At 61.3% G+C, this 18,031-nt stretch carries 21 protein-coding genes; 13 read left to right on the top strand and 8 right to left on the bottom strand.

Annotation, left to right across the window (positions count from 1 at the left end; translation table 11 throughout):
- Window positions 1-332: 332 nt before the first annotated feature.
- From hisG to hisS, 3 genes are read right to left on the bottom strand one after another with little or no spacing between them, the layout of a single operon-like run.
- Window positions 333-1,034 (bottom strand): ATP phosphoribosyltransferase, encoded by a 702-nt coding sequence (hisG, locus tag J5289_RS05825; RefSeq protein WP_209182920.1) that lies wholly within the window; start codon window positions 1,032-1,034, stop codon window positions 333-335.
- Window positions 1,031-2,152: an ATP phosphoribosyltransferase regulatory subunit gene (locus tag J5289_RS05820; RefSeq protein WP_209187335.1), complete on the bottom strand. Its 1,122-nt coding sequence runs from the start codon at window positions 2,150-2,152 to the stop codon at window positions 1,031-1,033. The genes hisG and J5289_RS05820 overlap by 4 nt, the downstream gene beginning before the upstream one ends.
- Window positions 2,153-2,183: 31 nt before the next feature.
- Complete coding sequence (hisS, locus tag J5289_RS05815) at window positions 2,184-3,734, bottom strand: histidine--tRNA ligase (protein WP_209182918.1); 1,551 nt, start codon at window positions 3,732-3,734, stop codon at window positions 2,184-2,186.
- Between the two features lie 229 nt (window positions 3,735-3,963).
- On the opposite strand from hisS, the gene J5289_RS05810 reads away from it, so the two are divergent.
- The 5 genes from J5289_RS05810 to J5289_RS05790 are packed head-to-tail and all read left to right on the top strand — an operon-like array spanning window position 3,964 to window position 6,446.
- Window positions 3,964-4,734, top strand: coding sequence for a hypothetical protein (locus J5289_RS05810; protein ID WP_209182917.1), 771 nt, complete (start codon window positions 3,964-3,966; stop codon window positions 4,732-4,734).
- Entirely contained in the window at window positions 4,650-5,063 is a 414-nt protein-coding gene (locus J5289_RS29705) for a BrnT family toxin (RefSeq protein ID WP_307877414.1), read from the top strand. The genes J5289_RS05810 and J5289_RS29705 overlap by 85 nt, the downstream gene beginning before the upstream one ends.
- Window positions 5,047-5,355: a BrnA antitoxin family protein gene (locus tag J5289_RS05800; protein WP_209182915.1), complete on the top strand. Its 309-nt coding sequence runs from the start codon at window positions 5,047-5,049 to the stop codon at window positions 5,353-5,355. Before J5289_RS29705 ends, J5289_RS05800 begins: the two co-directional genes overlap by 17 nt.
- A 49-nt stretch (window positions 5,356-5,404) precedes the next feature.
- Window positions 5,405-5,767, top strand: a complete 363-nt coding sequence (locus tag J5289_RS05795) for a DUF305 domain-containing protein (RefSeq protein WP_209182914.1) — start codon at window positions 5,405-5,407, stop codon at window positions 5,765-5,767.
- 49 nt (window positions 5,768-5,816) lie between these two features.
- Window positions 5,817-6,446: a phosphoribosyltransferase family protein gene (locus J5289_RS05790; RefSeq protein WP_209182913.1), complete on the top strand. Its 630-nt coding sequence runs from the start codon at window positions 5,817-5,819 to the stop codon at window positions 6,444-6,446.
- A 47-nt stretch (window positions 6,447-6,493) separates the two neighbouring features.
- Here the strand turns inward: J5289_RS05790 and J5289_RS05785 are convergent, their stop codons facing one another.
- A complete protein-coding gene (locus J5289_RS05785; protein WP_142824094.1) occupies window positions 6,494-7,543 on the bottom strand; it encodes an aldo/keto reductase in 1,050 nt (349 codons plus the stop codon).
- Window positions 7,544-7,776: 233 nt separating this feature from the next.
- Here J5289_RS05785 and J5289_RS05780 point away from each other — a divergent pair, with 233 nt between their 5' ends.
- Window positions 7,777-8,487, top strand: a complete 711-nt coding sequence (locus J5289_RS05780) for an HAD family hydrolase (protein WP_209182912.1) — start codon at window positions 7,777-7,779, stop codon at window positions 8,485-8,487.
- Window positions 8,488-8,500: 13 nt separating this feature from the next.
- Here the strand turns inward: J5289_RS05780 and J5289_RS05775 are convergent, their stop codons facing one another.
- Window positions 8,501-8,971, bottom strand: coding sequence for a hypothetical protein (locus J5289_RS05775; RefSeq protein WP_142824459.1), 471 nt, complete (start codon window positions 8,969-8,971; stop codon window positions 8,501-8,503).
- Between the two features lie 92 nt (window positions 8,972-9,063).
- Window positions 9,064-9,693 (bottom strand): DNA-3-methyladenine glycosylase I, encoded by a 630-nt coding sequence (locus tag J5289_RS05770; RefSeq protein WP_209182910.1) that lies wholly within the window; start codon window positions 9,691-9,693, stop codon window positions 9,064-9,066.
- A 201-nt stretch (window positions 9,694-9,894) separates the two neighbouring features.
- Here J5289_RS05770 and J5289_RS05765 point away from each other — a divergent pair, with 201 nt between their 5' ends.
- On the top strand, window positions 9,895-10,647 hold the full coding sequence (locus tag J5289_RS05765) for a L,D-transpeptidase (protein ID WP_209182909.1): 753 nt from the start codon (window positions 9,895-9,897) through the stop codon (window positions 10,645-10,647).
- A 135-nt stretch (window positions 10,648-10,782) separates the two neighbouring features.
- Window positions 10,783-11,463, top strand: coding sequence for a L,D-transpeptidase (locus tag J5289_RS05760; RefSeq protein ID WP_209182908.1), 681 nt, complete (start codon window positions 10,783-10,785; stop codon window positions 11,461-11,463).
- Window positions 11,464-11,572: 109 nt separating this feature from the next.
- Here the strand turns inward: J5289_RS05760 and J5289_RS05755 are convergent, their stop codons facing one another.
- Window positions 11,573-12,472 (bottom strand): LysR family transcriptional regulator, encoded by a 900-nt coding sequence (locus J5289_RS05755; RefSeq protein ID WP_247750674.1) that lies wholly within the window; start codon window positions 12,470-12,472, stop codon window positions 11,573-11,575.
- A gap of 98 nt (window positions 12,473-12,570) precedes the next feature.
- Between J5289_RS05755 and J5289_RS05750 the strand changes: the two genes are divergently transcribed.
- Together J5289_RS05750 and J5289_RS05745 are read left to right on the top strand one after the other, a co-directional pair.
- Entirely contained in the window at window positions 12,571-13,551 is a 981-nt protein-coding gene (locus tag J5289_RS05750; protein ID WP_209182907.1) for an NmrA/HSCARG family protein, read from the top strand.
- A gap of 169 nt (window positions 13,552-13,720) precedes the next feature.
- Window positions 13,721-14,392 carry an outer membrane protein gene (locus J5289_RS05745; RefSeq protein ID WP_209182906.1) on the top strand — a complete coding sequence of 224 codons (672 nt, stop codon included), beginning with the start codon at window positions 13,721-13,723 and terminating at the stop codon, window positions 14,390-14,392.
- A gap of 21 nt (window positions 14,393-14,413) precedes the next feature.
- Here the strand turns inward: J5289_RS05745 and J5289_RS05740 are convergent, their stop codons facing one another.
- Window positions 14,414-14,857: a hypothetical protein gene (locus J5289_RS05740; RefSeq protein WP_209182905.1), complete on the bottom strand. Its 444-nt coding sequence runs from the start codon at window positions 14,855-14,857 to the stop codon at window positions 14,414-14,416.
- Between the two features lie 367 nt (window positions 14,858-15,224).
- Here J5289_RS05740 and J5289_RS05735 point away from each other — a divergent pair, with 367 nt between their 5' ends.
- From J5289_RS05735 to J5289_RS05725, 3 genes are read left to right on the top strand one after another with little or no spacing between them, the layout of a single operon-like run.
- Entirely contained in the window at window positions 15,225-15,737 is a 513-nt protein-coding gene (locus J5289_RS05735; protein ID WP_202617129.1) for an NUDIX hydrolase, read from the top strand.
- Between the two features lie 36 nt (window positions 15,738-15,773).
- Entirely contained in the window at window positions 15,774-17,267 is a 1,494-nt protein-coding gene (locus J5289_RS05730) for an inorganic phosphate transporter (protein ID WP_209182904.1), read from the top strand.
- A 14-nt stretch (window positions 17,268-17,281) separates the two neighbouring features.
- Window positions 17,282-18,019 (top strand): 16S rRNA (uracil(1498)-N(3))-methyltransferase, encoded by a 738-nt coding sequence (locus tag J5289_RS05725; RefSeq protein WP_209182903.1) that lies wholly within the window; start codon window positions 17,282-17,284, stop codon window positions 18,017-18,019.
- Window positions 18,020-18,031 lie beyond the last annotated feature (12 nt).

The following is an 18,031-nucleotide window of genomic DNA, read 5'->3' as shown; positions in this document are numbered from 1 at the left end:
CGCAATGCAAAAAGGCCCACCGTGTCCGCACGGTGGGCCTCAGACTGCTGACAAACCCTGAAAAAGCGTGTTTGACGAAAGCGATACCTTGCTCTCCCTCATCCTCGCCCTTGTGGCGGGGATCCAGCGACGCGACGTCTGTCGGGTCAAAAGACTCTTTCAGCTCAAAGACTTGAGCTGACTGGATCCCCGCCACAAGGGCGAGGATGAGGGGAGTTTGACAACCGGCTCAATTTCCCGAGTGACCTGCAGAGTTGTTAGATCATAGCTTTGTCAGCAGTCTGGGGCCCACCGTATCCGCACGGTGGGCCATTCTGTTGTCGGGATGTTGTTTATTCCGGCAGTGCTGTTTTGACTGCGGCGACGATCCGGGCGATCAGCGGGTCATCGGCGTGGCTATCCTTCCGGGCCCTGACAAGGCAGGCCTGCGAACGGAGGATGATGCCATCAGACAGCACCTTCAGGTGGTTCGCCACAAGCGTCGAGCCCGTGGACGTGATGTCGACGATGATATCCGCCGAACCCGAGGCCGGCGCGCCTTCTGTGGCGCCGAGGCTCTCGACGATGCGGTAGAGCTGGATGCCGTGCTGGCTCGAGAAGAACTGCTGGGTCAGCCGGGCATACTTGGTGGCGATCGTCAGGCGGCGGCCACGGCGGCTCCGGAAATCGGCAGCGACGTCACCGAGATCCGCCATGGTATCGACATCGAGCCATATTTCCGGCACGGCGACCACGACATCGGCCCGCCCGAAGCCGAGCCGGGCGCAAAACTCGACGCGCTTGTCGGCTTCCGCCAGACCCTCGCGAATGAGATCCTCGCCGGTGACGCCGAAATCGACGCTGCCGTTGCCGATCTCGCGGGAGATTTCGGATGCCGAGAGAAAGGCGATCTCGACGCCGTCCCAACCTTCGACACGGCCGCGATAGGAACGGTCGTTGCCGACGGCGACGATGGGCATGCCGGCGCGCGCGAAAATGTCGGACGCGTCATCTTTCATGCGACCCTTGGAGGGCAAGGCAATGGTCACGGTCATGCCGGCGCCCTCTCACTCTCGATGCGATCGAGCCAGAGCGCGAAGCCGACAGCCGGAATGCGGTTCTGGGCGCCGAGCAGCGCCATCAGCCGGTCGAAGCGACCACCGCCGGCGAGTACCGCAGGCGATCCCTCGGCTGCGACCTCGAAGACCAGCCCGGTATAATAATCCAGCGGCCGTCCGAATGCGGCGCGGTATTCGATGGTGGTGAGATCGACGCCGGCATTGGCAAGCGCCGCCACCCGGCCGTCGAAGCGCGACAGCGCATTGCCGAGCCGCAGGCCTGCCGCATCGGCAAAGCCGGCAAGTGCTGCAGACGCATTGAACAGCGGCACGTTCAGCGACAGGAACTCCTCGAGCACACCATAGGCCGCATCGTCGAGCCGTGTTTCCGAAAGCAGCAGCTTTTCCTTCAGCCGGCGGGCGATATCCTGCGGCGAGCGGCTGGCGTTGGTCGAATATCCGGTCTTCTGCATCGTCCCGTCGATGTGGGCAACAAGCGCTGCCTCGTCATCCTCCGCCACCAGCCGGGCGACGTCGTCGTCGAGATCTGTGACGAATTGCGGGCTGACCAGACGGGCGAGCAACGCCTGCAACTGCGCGGTATCGCCGAATGCATGGATCAGCCGCTTCTGCCAGCCGAGCGGCAGGCCGAGCGCCTGCACGACTGCCTCGAACACAGCTTGATCGCCGAGCGTCACCTTGAGGCGACGGCCGGGCAAAAGGCGGGTGAGGATGCCGGTGGCATCGCCGATGGCACGCGCGTCGGCACTCGATATATTGATGTCGCCGAGATCTTCGATGCCGGCCTGGTAGAATTCGTGGCTGCCCTCGCGGCGCTGGCGGAAGACTTCGCCCAGATAGGAGTAGCGCTTCGGCGTGCCTGTCGCCGTTTCGATGTGGCGCAGGCAGACGGGAATGGTGAACTCCGGGCGCAGGCAAAGGCTTTCGCCCGTCTCGCTCTCGGTCATGAAGATCCGGCGGCGCAGATCCTCGCCGGCCATGTCCAGGAACGGCTCGGCGGGCTGGATGACGGGTGTGTCGATGCGGCTGGTGCGACGGGCCGAAAATTCGGCCAGCAACTCGGGCGCAAAAGTCGGGAGATCGATCAGCGGCATCAGGCGATCTCCCCCCGGGCGCTTGCCCGCGTCATGCCTGCTGCCCCTGCATCGCCCGCTTGCGGTCCTCCGCCTGGGCTGCCAGCATCGCCTGCACCTTGGCGACAATCTCGGCTTCCGGCACGATCTCCTGCGCCACCCGCGCCTCGCGCCAGGATGCGTTGTCCTCGATCTCGCCGGAAAGGCGCTTGCCCTCGATCAGGTCCTTGATCTGCACCACGCCCTCGGCCCGCTCGTTGCCGCCCTGGATGATGGCGATCGAGCAACCGCGACGGTCCGCGTATTTCAGCTGGTCGCCGATCTTCTTCTTGGCGCTGCCTTGGTACATTTCGGCACGGATCCCGGCGCCACGAAGCGCCTGCGTGAGCCGCTGGTAGCCTCCCAGAGACTCGATATCACTGTCCATGACGGTGACGAGCACAGGTGCCAGCACCTCGTCCTGACCGAGCTTGCCAAGGTTCTTCAACGCCGTCATCAGGCGCGAAACGCCGATGGAGAAGCCGGTGGCCGGCACAGGCTGGCCCATGAAACGCGACACGAGCCCATCGTATCGACCGCCACCGCCCACCGAGCCGAAAACGACCTTTTCGCCCTTTTCATTGGTGACGTCGAAGGTCAGTTCGGCTTCGTAGACGGGGCCGGTGTAGTATTCGAGGCCACGGACGACGGAGGTGTCGATGCGAATTCGGTCTCTAAGGTAACCAGCAGACGTAATGATAGATGCGATTGTCTTCAGCTCTGCAAAGCCCTCGGTACCGATCTCGCTTTTATCGGCAAACAAGTATTCTAAGGAACTTACAAAATCTAAATTCTGCTTGAGACCGCCATCTGCCAGTTCATCAACGTTGATGTACCACTCAAGCACCTTTATCTGGTCATCATTCAAGCCGGCGCCTTTAGTAAAGTCGCCACTCTCATCCTTACGACCATCACCAAGCAGCAGCTTCACGCCAGCCCAGCCGAACTTGTCAAACTTATCCAGAGCTCTGAGTACTGTGAGCTTCTGCGCCGGATCTGTGATCTTCGCTGCTTCCATGACCCCATCTAGAACCTTGCGGTTGTTCACCCGGATCACGTAGTCACCGCGCTTGATGCCAAGCGCTTCCAGCGTGTCGGCCATCATCATGCACATTTCGGCATCGGACTGGACGCCGGGTGCGCCGACGCTGTCGGCGTCGAACTGCATGAACTGGCGGAAGCGGCCGGGGCCGGGCTTTTCGTTGCGGAAGACGTAGCCCTGGCGGTAAGTGCGGTAGGGCAGCTGGATCTCGTTGAAATTCTCCGCGACATGGCGGGCGAGCGGCGCCGTCAGGTCGTAGCGCAGGCTCATCCACTGCTCGTCGTCATCCTGCAGCGAGAACACGCCTTCGTTCGGACGGTCGCTGTCAGGCAGGAATTTTCCGAGCGCATCGGTGTATTCGAATTGCGGCGTCTCGATCGGGTCGAAACCGTAGCGCTCGTAGACCTCGCGGATTTTTGCGACCATCTCGTTGGTGGCATGGATATCGGCAGCAGTGCGATCACCAAAACCGCGCGGCAGGCGGGCTCTCAGCTTCTGGGGCTTCTTCGGCTTGTCGTTCATGGCGCTGCATTCCGGTCCTGTGACAGTGGCGGTTTCCTAGCGGATCGGGCCGATTGCGGCAAGGGTTGCAACGGCAATTCGGCGGCTGGCGGTTGCCTGGGAAAAATGCCACCCTCGCCGATATCTTTCCGGGAAGGCCGACATCGATGCTCCAGCAAACCGCCATGCCGCCACCCGCAAAATCCGCCATCCTGGTTTTGGCCCCACCCTTGCCCGACGCTGCCTGCCGATGATTGCCGAAACGCTGCAGCAAATCGCCACCCTGCCCCTCACCGGCAAGCCGTTTCGACGGTTCGTCCGCTCTTCCGTCAGCCTCTGGTCGCGAGCCGGACGCTGCCGAGCGGCCTGGGCAGAGCACGAGATGCGCAGCCAGAAGGCTATGCTCGATGCAATGGCCGATCTTACCCAGCGGCGCACCGCCGTGGTGCTCGGTTCAGGCCTGCTGCGCGATGTACCGATTGTCGAACTGTCCCAGGCTTTCGATACCGTCGTGCTGGTCGATCTCGTGCATCTGGCATCGCTGCGGCTCTGGCTGAAGGCCCGGCGTCTCGGCAACGTCCGCCTGATCGAGCGCGACCTCTCGGGCTATGACCAGCTCGCCGCCGGGAAAGCCCTCGAACCGCTCGGCTTTTTGCGGCAGGTTCCCTACCTCGACCTCGTTGTGTCAGCCAACCTCCTGTCGCAGATCGGCCGGGGCGTGCAGCGGCGACTATCCGAAGACAGCAAAGGCACCATGCCGGCGGATGCGGCGGCACGCCTCGTCGGCGCACATCTTGCCGACCTCGCCGTCCTGCCCTGTCGCAGCTGCCTTGTCACCGATATCGCCTACGCCGTCATCGACCGGACAGGCAAGATCCACGAGCAGGCAGACCTGCTGCTCGGCATCGCACCGCCCGAGGCCATCGAGCGCTGGACATGGCCGGTGGCGCCGCTCGGCGAGGAGAGCCGGGACTACCAGATCGTCCATCAGGTGATCGCCGCCCGCCTGTCGCGCGGATAGCGCAGGATGCAAGTTTTATTGTAGCACTTTTATTATCGACAAATATTCACTTCGGGGGTATTCTTGCGATGAAAATTACGTGGGACGAGCGCAAGCGGCTCGCAAATTTCGACAAGCACGGCCTCGATTTCGCCGAACTCGACGCGGATTTCTTTCTTGCAGCTCTTTTGCAACCGGCAAAACTCGGACGGTTCAAGGCCATCGGGCGACGACATGACGGTACGACCGCAGTCATCTTCGCCGTTCTCGGGCGCGAGGCGGTCTCGGTAATATCGATGCGGCCTGCGCACAAAGCCGAAAGGAGCCTGTTGAATGACAAAGAAAACTGAAATGCGGAGCGACTTCCAGAATGGCCGGGGCTATTCAGACCAGGATTGGGAGGAGGTTTCCGACAATCCTGAATGGACCGAGGAAGACTTCAAGAATGCCCGTCCGTTTGCCGAGGTTTTCCCGGATCTGGCGGAAAGCATTCGCCGGGCCCGGGGGCGACCGGCGGTCGAGGCGCCGAAGCGGCAAATCTCGCTGCGGCTCGATCCCGATGTCATCGATGCCTTCAAGGCCACCGGCAAGGGCTGGCAGAGCCGTATCAACGAGGCTTTGCGCAAGGCGGCCAAAATCTGAACTAACTGACTTCACCCAAATTTCGACCCATCCCCGAACGAGGAATTCTATGCTCACGAAAACCATCCTCCTGGCCTCCCTACTCGCCTTTGCCTCCAGCACCGTCTTTGCCGAAGACATGTCAAAGATGGATATGAGCAAGCCGATGGGTGACCAGAGCCCGTCGAGCCAGGCCTTTGCGGCTGCCAACGCGAAAATGCACAAGGACATGGGCCTGACCTACAGCGGCAATGCCGACGCCGATTTCGTGCGCGGCATGATCCCCCATCATCAGGGTGCCATCGAGATGGCGAAGGTCGAACTGCAATACGGCAAGGATCCGGAACTTCGCAAACTGGCGAAGGGCGTCATCGAGGCCCAGCAGAAGGAGATAAAGGAAATGGAGGCCTGGCTGAAGGCGCACGGGAAGTAAGACCGGCACCAGCGCAATCACGCTTTCATCCCCGCCCGAGGCCGACCCCATGACAGATCCCGCCGCCATCGAAACCCAGCACTGGACCGTCGATGTCGCCGGCTATCGGCTTGATCTGCCAATCGTGCCGATAAAACCGGATTTTGCCATTTCGCTGATGATGGTGATCGATCTCGGCGTCAGGTTCGGCGCACATGTCGGGGAAAAACTGGCCGCCAAGCTGGCGCCGCTGAGGCCGGATGTCATCGTCGGGGCAGCCACGCTCGGCATTCCGGTTGCAATCGAGGTCAGCCGGGCGCTGGGGCTTGATCGCTACGTCATCCTGCAGAAATCGCCGAAAATCCATCTTGGCGATGCGCTCGTGCAGACGATCACATCGATCACCTCCAAGGGCGAACAACGCCTGCTGCTCGACCGTCAGGCGGTTCCGCTGCTGGCCGGCAAGCGCGTCGTGATGGTGGACGATGTCGTCGCATCCGGCTCCAGCCTGAAGGGCTCGATGGAACTGGTGCGCAAGGCAGGCGGCGAGGTCGTCGGTGTCGGCGTGATCCTGACCGAGGCGCGCGACTGGCAGAAGACGCTTGGCGCCGACAGCGCCCTGGTTCAAAGCCTCGCGCATATTCCGCAGTTTCGTCCGGGTCCGAATGGCTGGGAGCCGATTGCGGAAACATTCCTTTAGGAGAAAAGCCGCCCCGACAGAGCGGGACGGCTTCGTAGTCTGCGCGATCAGGCCTTCGGATCGAAAGGCTGGGGACGGCGAGCGGCGTTCTGGCGCGGCATCATCCAGCCCGGATATTCGGCATCGAGTGCGCTGATCTCGTCGAGCCTTGCCATATCTTCGGCATCCAGCCTGAGATCGACGGCGCTGAGGTTCTGGTCGAGCTGTTCGACCCGCTTGGCACCGATGATGACGCTGGTGACGAAAGGTTTTGCGAGGATCCAGGCAAGCGCCACTTCGGCAACGCTGGCATCGTGCTTGGCAGCAACTTCACGCATGGCGGCGACGCAGGCCCAGGCGCGGTCCTTATCGACTGGCGGGAAATCGAAGCTGGCGCGGCGACCTTCGCCGTTACCGGGTGCGCCCGGGCCGTACTTGCCGGATAGCAGCCCGCCGGCGAGCGGCGACCAGACCATCAGGCCCATCTTCTCTTCCGCCATCATCGGCACAATCTCGCGCTCGATGTCGCGGCCGGCGATGGAGTAATAGGCCTGCACCGTCTCGAAGCGGGCAAAGCCGCGACGCTCGGAGATGCCGAGCGCTTTTTCGATGCGCCAGGCCTGCCAGTTCGATACGCCGATATAGCGCACCAGACCGCCGGAGACGAGATCGTCGAAGGCACGCAGCGTCTCTTCGATCGGGGTCACCGAGTCGGTCGCGTGGATCTGGTAGAGATCGATATGATCGACCTGCAGCCGCTCGAGGCTGGCCTCTACGGAATCCATGATGTGGCCGCGCGAGGCGCCGCGATCGTTAGGCTTTTCACCCATGGGGCCGAAAACCTTGGTGGCGATAACCACGTCCTTGCGCGGCACTTCCAGGTTTTGCAGCGCCTGGCCGAGGATCGTCTCGGAAACGCCGAAGGAATAGACGTCGGCGGTATCGATGAAGTTGACGCCGGCCGCAAGCGACTTTTCGACGATCTTGTCGGCTGCATCCTGGTCGACGTCGGCAATTGCACCCCAGGTGCTGCCGCCGCCGGCCTCGCCAAAGGTCATGGTGCCCAGGCAGAGTTCGGAGACGAACATGCCGGTGTTGCCAAGCTGATTGTAGCGCATTTGAAATTCCTTTCGTTCGGCCGCAATTGGACACTCCGCAGGCGTATCGACGCTGCTGTCCGCTCGCAAGCGGATCGCCTGCAGGCCTTGCTGCTGAGGCAAGATAACGCGGGGAGCCCCGACTTCAACGATACGATGTACCGGTTTCACGCAGCCGTGATGTATTCGAGGATGCTTGTCTCGCTTGCCGGAAGGGATAAAGTCTGCCCGAAGAACCGACGAGGAAGATGGCTATGACCGTGCGTCCGCTGACCACCATCGGCTTCGATGCCGACGATACGCTCTGGCAGAACGAACACTTCTACCAGCTGACCGAAAAGCATTTTACCGAATTGCTCGCCGACTACGCCGAGGGGGACAGGGTGTCGGAGCGGCTGCTTGCCGCCGAGCGCCGCAACCTTGCCCATTACGGGTTCGGCATCAAGGGTTTCACCCTGTCGATGATCGAGACGGCCATCGAGATCACCGAAGGCACTGTTCCGGCGAGGGTTGTCGCCGAGATCCTCGATATCGGTCGGGACCTGCTGTCGCATCCGGTGGAAACCCTGCCGCATGCGCGCGAAACCCTCGAGGCACTGGCCGGACATTACCTGCTGGTGCTGATCACCAAGGGCGATCTGTTCGACCAGGAGCGCAAGCTGGCGCAATCCGGTCTTGGCGATTTCTTCGATGCCGTCGAGATCGTCTCGGACAAGACGGCAACCACATATCGCCGGATCTTCGCCAAAGTCGGCGACGGGCCGGAGCGGGCGATGATGGTCGGCAACTCACTGAAATCCGACATCGTCCCGGCCATCGCTGCCGGCAGCTACGGCGTTTTCGTGCCGCATGCGCTGACCTGGGTCTACGAACATGTCGACGAACCCAAGGACGCACCGCGCTTCCACAAGATAGAGCATCTGGGCGAGCTCAGAGCGTTGATCGCAAAGCTGTCTGCCGCCTGAGGCTCCCGATCCGCTAGGGCCGGAACAGGGACGGCTTGTTGGCGGCAGGCGCCGGGGTGCCTGGTTTTGGCGGAAACAGGGAAGGCGCCTTGTCCGCGTCGCCAGCCGGAGCCGATTGCTGCGGCAGGCCCGATGGCAGCGGCTCGATGAGGATCGAATAAGGTGCGCCGAGGCCACGCCGCCGGGTGACGCGGGAATAGTATGGCTTGATGAACCAAGTCGTATCGGCGCTGACGGTGACATCGGCAGTCATGCCGTCCTCATCGGTGCCGAAAAAGGCTTCGTCGGCGCTCGAGGTCAGGTCGAATATGGCCATGAAGGCATACTGGCTCTTCGACGCAAAGGTGATCTTCACATGCTGGCCGGCCTTGATCGGCAGGGTGTAGACCTTGCCCTTGCCGAATTTCGTCCAGCCGGTGAGCTTTTCGGTGACGGCGGGAAAGCCGAGCTTTTCAAGCTCCTCGCCGCGGTCGAGTTCAGGCATCTGCAACTGCGGCGCCCTGGCATCCTCGGCGTGGGCCACAGAGCCAAGACCGGTGGCGGCGAGCCACAGGCCGAGCGACAAGCAGAGCCTTCTCACGGCCGCACCAGCGCGTTGCGCATCTTTTCCACACTGTCCCGGCAATAGCAGCCCTCGAGATGATCGTTGACCAGACCCATGGCCTGCATGAAGGCATAGATTGTCGTTGGGCCGACAAAAGTCCAGCCACGTTTCTTCAGGTCCTTGGATAAACGCACGGAGGTGGGCGTCGTCGGATTGGCCGAAAGGCTTGCGCGGTCGACAACTGCGGGTCGCTCGTCGGGCTTCGGCTCGTGGCTCCAGAAATAACGCGCGAGCGACCCGAACTCCTCTTTCAGCTCTATGGCACGACGGGCGTTGTTGACCGTCGAGACGATCTTGCCGCGATGGCGGATGATGCCCGCATCGGCGACGCAGCGCTCGATGTCGGCCTCTCCGAACAGGGCAACCTGATGGAAATCGAACCCGGCAAAGGCGTGGCGGAAGTTGTCGCGCTTGCGCAAGATCGTCAGCCAGGACAGGCCGGACTGAAAACCCTCGAGGCAGATCTTCTCGAACAGCCTGATATCGTCGGTGACGGGACGCCCCCACTCCTCGTCGTGATAGCGCAGATAATCGGGCAGGTTTGCGTGCCAGAAACAGCGCTCCCGGCCGTCGTCGCCGGTGATCAATCCCGTTGCAGTCATCAGGCTTCCCAATTCGTTCGGTACTTTACCATTTGCAAACCGTCTTTCCAAACCGATGGTTAACCCTGACGAAAGGTTTACATGTCTGCCGGCGTTTTCATGAACCGCCGTTTACCATTCATGGGCAGGGCAATGTCACGATGTTTTCCGAACCGAGCGCCAGAACGCCCGATCTTCGGTCCATTGTAGAGAGTCCGTCCGATGATGAAACAGTCTATTTTGCTTGCGGCCGGCCTCGTCGCCGCCTTTGCCCCGCCTGCCCTTGCCACCGACCGCTACCAGACACGCCCGCCGGTCATCGTCAGCGCCGATCTCACGGCCCCCTGGGTGACACAACTCGGCGGCGCCTCCGTCCAGCCGGTGGTGTACCCTCGCCCGGTTCCGGTCCAGCCGCGCGGGCTATTCCAGCAGCGGGCTTCGCGTCCGCTGTTCGGCGGCAGGCCGGTACAGACGGTCGCCAATGTGCGACCCGGCATGCCTGTCATCCGCTCGACCCTCGATCCGCAGTATCTGCCGCAAATGGTGGATTACCAGACCAAGGAACGGCCGGGCACCATCGTCATCGATACCGACAACCGCTTCCTCTACCTGGTGACCGGCGGCGGCAAGGCCCGGCGCTACGGCGTCGGCGTCGGCAAGCCCGGCTTCGAATGGGCCGGCGCCCATACCATCACCCGCAAGGAAGAGTGGCCGGGCTGGACACCGCCTTCGGAGATGATCGCCCGCGAAGCTGCCAAGGGTCACTACCTGCCGGTCCACATGGAAGGCGGCACGGGCAACCCGCTCGGCGCCCGCGCCATGTATCTCGGATCGACGCTCTACCGCATCCACGGCACGAACGCGCCCTGGACCATCGGCAGCGCCGTTTCGTCCGGCTGTATCCGGTTGCGCAACGAGGATGTCAGCGATCTTTTCGACCGCGTAAAGGTCGGCACCCGCGTCATAGTGATGTAATTTTACCATGGGTGGCGACGAGCTGATCAGATGACGGCTCGACGCTACCCAAAAATGCCTCTGCCGATGCTGTAGATCTTGAAATTCTAATCGGTTTGATTAGCCTCTCGGTCTTTGCACCAGAGGAACTCCAGGATGAAGCAAGTTATTCGGCTGATGGCCGCAACAGCGATTGCGCTGACGTCCATGATCGCTGTGACGACGGCCGCCCCGATGACGACGGCCAACGACGCGGTTCGCAACGTCAAACCGAACCGGACCGTGCCTGCGGAATTCCACAAGCGTCTCGTCCGCCTCGTCACCAATGAGGCGCCTGGCACGATCATCGTCGATACCAACAACAAGTTCCTCTATCTCGTCGAGGGCAACAACCGCGCCACGCGCTACGGCATCGGCGTCGGTCGTGACGGCTTCGGCTGGTCGGGGATCGTCACGGTCGGCCGCAAGGCGGAATGGCCGGTCTGGACGCCACCGGCGGAAATGCGCGTGCGCGAAGCCCGGGAAGGCCATCCGCTGCCGGCCTCCGTGCCAGGCGGCGAAGCCAACCCGCTCGGCGCCCGCGCCATGTATCTCTACCAGAACGGCCACGACACGATTTTCCGCATCCACGGCACCAACCAGCCCTGGACCATCGGCCTCAACCTTTCGTCGGGTTGCATCCGCATGATGAACGCCGATGTCGCCGATCTCTACGACCACGTGCCCGTCGGCACCAAGGTCATCGTCGTCGGCCCCGGCAACAAGCAGGGCGAAGTCAGCTACAAGGACCACGGCATGGACGTGCTCCGCACCCTCTTCGGCGGCTTCGGCGGCTGATTGTCGGACGGATTCGAGAGAGCCGGGCATTCGTGTCCGGCCCTCTCGCAATGGTCATTTTCCAAACCATACCTGGCTTCCGCCAATCCCCTCGCTTGGCACTCTCGATTTAATCGACCATGAGATCGTAGATTAGTTCACGGATCCACTGGTGGCCGGGGTGCGCATGGGTTCGATCGTGCCACACCAACTCCACCGTAAATCGTTCAGATAGCCATGGGACGTCGATCATGGTCAGGTGGGGGAGCTGACGCTGCAGCAAGCGGCGCGGCACGAGCGCGACAAGGTCGCTGGCAGCGACGATCTCCGGGACGACAAGGAAAGACGCTGCCGAGGCGACTATCTTGCGTTGACGACCAAATGTCCCCAGCATTGCATCAACAGGGCTTGTGAATGCGCCGCCGGACGGCGAGACGATCAGTTGCTCCAGCTCGGCAAACCCTTCGGCGGAAAGGCTGTTCTCCAGATGCGGATGGCCTTCTCGACCTATGAGAACGTAGGTTTCCTCGAACAGATGCCGCGTGCGCAGGTGTGGATGGCTGCCATCGGGCGTGGCGATCGCCAGATCGACATTGCCATCCGAAAGCTGCTGGTCCAGTCTCGGCGGGTTTAGCCGATGCACGGCGATCCGTACGCCTGGGGCCTTCTCGCGCAACGCCAATATGAGGGGAAGGACGACCGCCGCCTCGACATAGTCGGTGCATGCAATTGAAACAACGAGGTCGGCACTCGTGGGTGCGAAGCTCTTGTGACTATCAAGAGTGCTGCGCAGCTGTTCCAGCGCCGCGCGCAATGGCTCCAGCAATTCGAACGCCTTCGCAGTCGGGATCATTCCGCGGTGTCCCGGAACGAGCAATGGATCATCGAAGACATCGCGGAGGCGGTTCAGCTGCGCGCTGAGCGCTGGCTGACTTAAGTTCAGCCGTCTTGCAGCCTTCGTGACATTTCGCTCGATGATCAAAGCTTCCAGGCTGACGAGCAGGTTGAGATCCATACGCTTGATATCCATCAGATGGATTGTAACCCAGAATTAAATCGATTTCACAAATACCATGCCGCCTGCCATCCCATGGGCTTCTATTGACGCCAAATGCATGGGAGATCTGCATGCCATCGAACAGCAAACCTATCGTCGCAATCGCAGGAAGTCTGAGCAAACAGGGCCGTAGCGTGGCCCACTCGCTGCTAAAAAGCGGGCGCTATCATGTGCGCGCCCTCACCGGCAACGTCGGTTCTCCCGAGGCGCTTGCCTTGGCGGCACAAGGGGCTGAGCTTTTCGCAGTCCCACTCGCGCAAGGCCGCAAAATGGATTTCGTCAACGCGTTCAGGGGCGCTCACGGGGCATTCCTCATGACCCCGGGCGTGGCGCCGCCAGCAACATACGAGTTCGACATCGGCAAGGACCTGGCGGATGCCGCCGTCGAGGCCGGCGTCCAGCATGTGGTCTTCAGCACTTTGGAGAATGTCGACCAAATCACGGGCGGCATCAAGTTTGCGCCACACTTCACCGACAAAAGCAGGGTCGAAGGCTATATCCGTGGGTTGCCGATCCTGAGTTCGTTTATCGAGCTTGCGTTCTTTTACACAAATCTCCTGGAATATTACGCGCCCCGCATGGATGGCGACACGCTGGTATTTCCTATCTATTTGCCCGAGCACTTCAAGGCACCTTTTGTCGACCCGTTAACTGCGACGGGACCGGCAGTCCTTGAGATATTCGATCATCCCGGCACTTATTCCGGCCTGACGCTGCCGGTGATTGGCGACGTCATCTCGCCGGCAGAGATGATCGAGGCTTTTACTCGCGTCACCGGTCAAAAGGCGGTTTACGCCTCGGCTTACCGAACCGAAGAGTTGCTTCGATACTTCCCGCATTTTGCCGAAAGCCCAGAACTTGTGCGCGAGATCATCGGCATGGCCGAATTTGCGGTGGAGTACGGCTACTTCCGAGGCGATCGCGACCTTGAATGGAGCCGGCGGATCAATCCGGACTGCCTTGGCTGGGAGCAGTTCGTCAGGACCACGGGCTGGGACGGTCACAAAAAGACCTTCGGCTTGGAGCCTCCGACGAACGGTGGCGGCGAGTAACGTCGCAAACTCTAGCAATCCGAACCTGAGTTTTGCGACCGAATTCTCCGTCGCAAAACCAGCAATCTTGGCGAACAAGGTCAGCAAATGGCCACTCTACCACCTGTTGTAATAGCCATGTCATGAAATCCCGACATCAATGGATGACTGAATCATCCGGGGGTTCTTCATGCGCCGTGCCAATCGACTTCGCCAGTCGGCCTTTGCTGCCGTGGCGTTCTTTACGGTTCTTACCGTTGCCGACCACGCTTTTGCCGACATGATGTTTTCGGCCTATGGCGGGGTGCAGGGAGCGACCGGCAGCAATGTCACCACGTCAGACGGCGTCGATTTCGATCCGAACTGGTCCGGCAAATCCTTCAGCAACCCGCCTTATTACGGCGTTCGCGGAACATGGTGGCTGGACGAACTGAACCAGCCGAACTGGGGCGTGTCGCTCGACTACACCCACGCCAAGGTCTATGGCGACCTCGGCAACACACCGGGCTGGTCGCACTTCGAGTTCACGGACGGGCTCAATCTGCTGACGGCCAACGCGCTCTATCGTTTTCAGGACCCCTCCCGCAGATGGACGCCCTATGTGGGTGCCGGCGCGGGCATCAACGTACCGCACGTGGAAGTCACGCGTCCCTCCGGTCGGACATTCGGTTATGAATTCGGCGGACTTGCGCTACAGGCGCAGGCAGGCGTGAGCTACGATATCAGCAAGCACTGGGCGACGTTCGTCGAATACAAAGGCAATTACTCCTTTGTCGACAACGTTTCCATCGACAGTGGCGACACGTTGAAGACGCGCGTCTTCACCAATGCCATCAACTTCGGCGTTTCGTTCAAGTTCTAGAGCGGCGAGTTTGGCGGCCCGTCACTTGGCGTTGCAGGTGAGCCGGCCGTTCAGCTTGGCCGGCTTGGCACCGTCCGGCGTCGAGATTGTCAGGACATAGCTGCCCGGCATCGGGGTTCCATCTTCCTTGCCTGATGCGACGATGACAAGCTCGGCACTGGCCGCGTTGTCGCCATTGCCGTTAAAGGCTGCGACAGCAAGCCGCACTTCGCCAGCATAGGCCCAATACTGCGTCAACTGTGTGGATTCGAGCGGCAGCTTGCGGAAGTCTTCTGGAATGAGAGGGGACTTGCCGACCATGAGGCCACGGAAATGATTGAGCTTGTGGCCCGCACCGTCTGAAAAGCCGCTGTCTATGCTGAACTTGATGGAGGCGTCGTCGGCTGCGCAGTAGAAACGGTCGGCGGCCAAAGCAGGCACCGCAACCGCGCAGATGCCGATAGAAAGCAGTAGTCGACGCCACATGTCGGCAATCCCCGTTGCACTGAAATACGCTCCGCATTCCACGTCCGGAGCAGAGACATTGAGACACTAAGGGAAACTCTTTAATTTTTGCAATATCGTAAAAGTGAAGCTATAGAGGCCCCCGGACGATTGAAAGTTACCGCGTCCATCTTACGTCTGGTGTCACCGACCCTCCTCCATCGGCTATCTCGCGTCTCGTCGTCACAGGGACGAACGGCGGCGCATTCTGACGATGGAGATGCGGATTTGCTGATAATCAACCTTGGAAGCCGGGCCCAAACCGCTTTTTCATAGGTTCTAGCCCAGGTTGATGTAGAATAAACTTGTTTAATGATTCCTCGCGAAAATTACTAAGGTGAACCGCCCGTTGACTCTCCTAGCCCGACTCGCCACCGATATGCATCTGATGTTGCGCCGCCCGCCGCGGCAGCAGTACGCAGCCCTGTGCTATCGCTTTAAAAAGAAGACAGGCGAGTTGGAAATGTTGCTGATGACCAGCCGCGATACCGGTCGCTGGGTCATTCCCAAGGGCTGGCCGATGTCAGGCAAGCTGTCGCATGAAGTGGCCGCCCGCGAGGCTTACGAGGAGGCCGGCGTGCGCGGAAAAGTGGAAGCCACATCTCTCGGCTTCTTCACCTACCCCAAGGTCATGAAGGACGGCCTGACCGTGCCGTGCAAAGTGCAGGTCTATGCCCTTGCCGTCACCGAACTTGCCAAGAATTTCAAGGAAAAGGGCGAACGCACGCTCGAATGGGTTTCCTGCAACGAAGCCGTCAGGCGCGTCCGTGAACCGGAACTGCGCGATCTCATCCTCGCCTTCCAGCAGCGGATGGGACTTACCGGCCAGGCCGAAGACACCGACCGCAGTTCCACGTCGTGACCTCACAGCATTGCGCCTCAACGTCGAGGAAAAAGCATGTCTGAGCGGCCGGCCGGATTGATAAAGCCAACTCTCGACAAGGATCTCGACAAGCTCACCTATGTCGAGGACGCCGCCGATCACGTGGTAAAGCCGCTGATCGCGCCCGGCTATGCGCTGATATTCCTCGGCGTTGCCATGCTGTTTGCCGGCATCTACGTGTTCGACAGACCCGGCGCGACGCTGGTCATTGCCGGCGTGGCGCTGGCTGGCTACATGGCGCTCAACATCGGCGCGAAGGATGTGGCCAATACGGTGGGCGCTGCCGTCGGTGCGCGCGCCATCGGCATGCGGCAGGCGTTGGTGATGGCAGCGGTCGTCGAGGTGCTGGGCGCCACCATCGCCGGCGGGCCTGTGGTGCGGACCATATCCTCGGAGATCATCGACACCTCGCGGATCGCCCAGAGCGGCCTGCTCGCCTGGGTGATGATCTCGGCGCTCACTGCCGCCGCCGTCTGGATCAATCTGGCAACCTGGCTGAAGGCGCCTGTTTCCACCACGCATGCCATCGTCGGGGCGGTCATCGGTGCGGGGATTGCCGGCGTCGGTGTGGATACCATCCACTGGCGCACGGTCATCGCCATCTCGGTCACCTGGATGTTGACGCCGATGATCGCCGGGGCGATTGCCGCAGGCTTTCTGTACCTGATCAAGACCTTCATCATCTACCGCGACGACAAGATAAGTGCGGCCCGCTACTGGATTCCGATCCTGACGGGGACGATGGCAGGCACCTTTGCCTCCTACCTCGTCATGGTGCTGACGCGCGCCGCGCCCTATTCCCCGGCAACGGTTCTGACGATCGGCATCACCGTCGGCCTGCTGGTGTGGCTGATGGCGCGACCGCTGGTGGCGCGCCAGTCAGTCGGCCTCGAGAACAAGAACAGCGCCTTGCGCGGCCTGTTTCGGCTGCCGTTGATTTGCTCGGCGGCGCTGCTGTCCTTTGCCCATGGCGCCAACGATATCGCCAACACCGTCGGTCCACTGAGCGCGATCGTGCGCTCTGCGGGGACCTTACCCGCCGGTCCAGCGCCGTTCTGGGTCGTCCTGATCGGCGGCTGCGGCATTGCCGTCGGCATCCTGCTGTTCGGGCCCCGGTTGATCCGGCTGGTCGGCGAGCAGATCACCAAGCTCAACCCGATGCGTGGCTATTGCGTCGCTCTTTCGGCGGCGCTGACCGTTATCGTCACTTCCTGGTTCGGAATGCCGGTCAGCTCGACCCATGTCGCAATCGGCGCGGTCTTCGGCGTCGGATTCTTCCGTGAATGGTACACCCGCAACTCGAAACGGCGGATGGCCTATATGCGGATGAAGGCGGAGCACTGGGATATCGAGGAACAGGAAGTCTACAATCCGGACGAGATCAGCCGCCGACGGCTGGTACGCCGGTCGCATTTCCTGACGATCATCGGCGCGTGGATCGTGACGGTGCCGGCGGCAGCCCTGCTTGCGGCCGGGGTTTATTCGGTTATGTTCGCGCTCTTCGTCTAACAGCCAGGGTTTTCATGCGCGCCAATTTTCGTATGCAGCGATTGTTCGTCGCCGCCGATATCTCAGAGGGCCAACCCGTCGAGGTCGGCGTAGAGCAATTCAACTATCTGGCCAACGTGCTGCGGCTCGAAGCGGATGCGGAGATTTTGATCTTCAACGGCCGCGACGGGGAATGGCAGGCCAAGCTCGCCTTTCCGACCCGCAAGCGCCTGCTGCTGATCCCGCATTTGCAGACCCGCCCGCAGCCCGCACCTTCGGATCTGCACTATCTCTTCGCGCCGCTGAAAGTCGGCCGTCTCGACTATCTGGTCCAGAAGGCCGTGGAAATGGGCGCAGGCATTCTGCAGCCGGTGATGACACAGCATGTGCAGGGCAAGATCGGCAGCATCGACCGGCTGCGCGCCAACGCCGTCGAGGCAGCCGAGCAATGCGGCATCCTGGCGATCCCCGAGGTAGCCGAGCCCGTGAAGCTCAACGATCTGCTCGATCGCTGGCCGAGCGAGCGCCGGATCATCTATTGCGATGAGGGCGATGCAGGACAGAACCCGCTGCCGCTGCTGCGGTCCATAAAGGAGACAAAGCTGGCACTCCTGGTCGGGCCGGAGGGCGGGTTTTCTGAGGACGAACGCGCTCGGTTGCGATCCCTGGATTTCGTGACCGCCATTCCGCTCGGGCCCCGCATTCTCAGGGCCGACACCGCAGCGGTGGCTGCGATGGCGGTGATACAGGCAGCGATCGGCGATTGGCAATAAATACTAAAGGCA

Origin of the sequence: Rhizobium sp. B230/85 (genome assembly GCF_019355735.1) — a bacterium.
Lineage (GTDB): Bacteria > Pseudomonadota > Alphaproteobacteria > Rhizobiales > Rhizobiaceae > Rhizobium > Rhizobium rhododendri.
This window is presented reverse-complemented; position numbering and strand designations above follow the sequence as displayed.

Coding starts and splice junctions, on each gene's coding strand:
- hisG (WP_209182920.1), bottom strand. CDS start 1,034: ATGACCGTGACCATTGCCTTGCCCTCCAAGGGTCGCATGAAAGATGAC.
- J5289_RS05820 (WP_209187335.1), bottom strand. CDS start 2,152: ATGCCGCTGATCGATCTCCCGACTTTTGCGCCCGAGTTGCTGGCCGAA.
- hisS (WP_209182918.1), bottom strand. CDS start 3,734: ATGAACGACAAGCCGAAGAAGCCCCAGAAGCTGAGAGCCCGCCTGCCG.
- J5289_RS05810 (WP_209182917.1), top strand. CDS start 3,964: ATGATTGCCGAAACGCTGCAGCAAATCGCCACCCTGCCCCTCACCGGC.
- J5289_RS29705 (WP_307877414.1), top strand. CDS start 4,650: ATGGCCGGTGGCGCCGCTCGGCGAGGAGAGCCGGGACTACCAGATCGT.
- J5289_RS05800 (WP_209182915.1), top strand. CDS start 5,047: ATGACAAAGAAAACTGAAATGCGGAGCGACTTCCAGAATGGCCGGGGC.
- J5289_RS05795 (WP_209182914.1), top strand. CDS start 5,405: ATGCTCACGAAAACCATCCTCCTGGCCTCCCTACTCGCCTTTGCCTCC.
- J5289_RS05790 (WP_209182913.1), top strand. CDS start 5,817: ATGACAGATCCCGCCGCCATCGAAACCCAGCACTGGACCGTCGATGTC.
- J5289_RS05785 (WP_142824094.1), bottom strand. CDS start 7,543: ATGCGCTACAATCAGCTTGGCAACACCGGCATGTTCGTCTCCGAACTC.
- J5289_RS05780 (WP_209182912.1), top strand. CDS start 7,777: ATGACCGTGCGTCCGCTGACCACCATCGGCTTCGATGCCGACGATACG.
- J5289_RS05775 (WP_142824459.1), bottom strand. CDS start 8,971: ATGCCTGAACTCGACCGCGGCGAGGAGCTTGAAAAGCTCGGCTTTCCC.
- J5289_RS05770 (WP_209182910.1), bottom strand. CDS start 9,693: ATGACTGCAACGGGATTGATCACCGGCGACGACGGCCGGGAGCGCTGT.
- J5289_RS05765 (WP_209182909.1), top strand. CDS start 9,895: ATGATGAAACAGTCTATTTTGCTTGCGGCCGGCCTCGTCGCCGCCTTT.
- J5289_RS05760 (WP_209182908.1), top strand. CDS start 10,783: ATGAAGCAAGTTATTCGGCTGATGGCCGCAACAGCGATTGCGCTGACG.
- J5289_RS05755 (WP_247750674.1), bottom strand. CDS start 12,472: ATGGATATCAAGCGTATGGATCTCAACCTGCTCGTCAGCCTGGAAGCT.
- J5289_RS05750 (WP_209182907.1), top strand. CDS start 12,571: ATGCCATCGAACAGCAAACCTATCGTCGCAATCGCAGGAAGTCTGAGC.
- J5289_RS05745 (WP_209182906.1), top strand. CDS start 13,721: ATGCGCCGTGCCAATCGACTTCGCCAGTCGGCCTTTGCTGCCGTGGCG.
- J5289_RS05740 (WP_209182905.1), bottom strand. CDS start 14,857: ATGTGGCGTCGACTACTGCTTTCTATCGGCATCTGCGCGGTTGCGGTG.
- J5289_RS05730 (WP_209182904.1), top strand. CDS start 15,774: ATGTCTGAGCGGCCGGCCGGATTGATAAAGCCAACTCTCGACAAGGAT.
- J5289_RS05725 (WP_209182903.1), top strand. CDS start 17,282: ATGCGCGCCAATTTTCGTATGCAGCGATTGTTCGTCGCCGCCGATATC.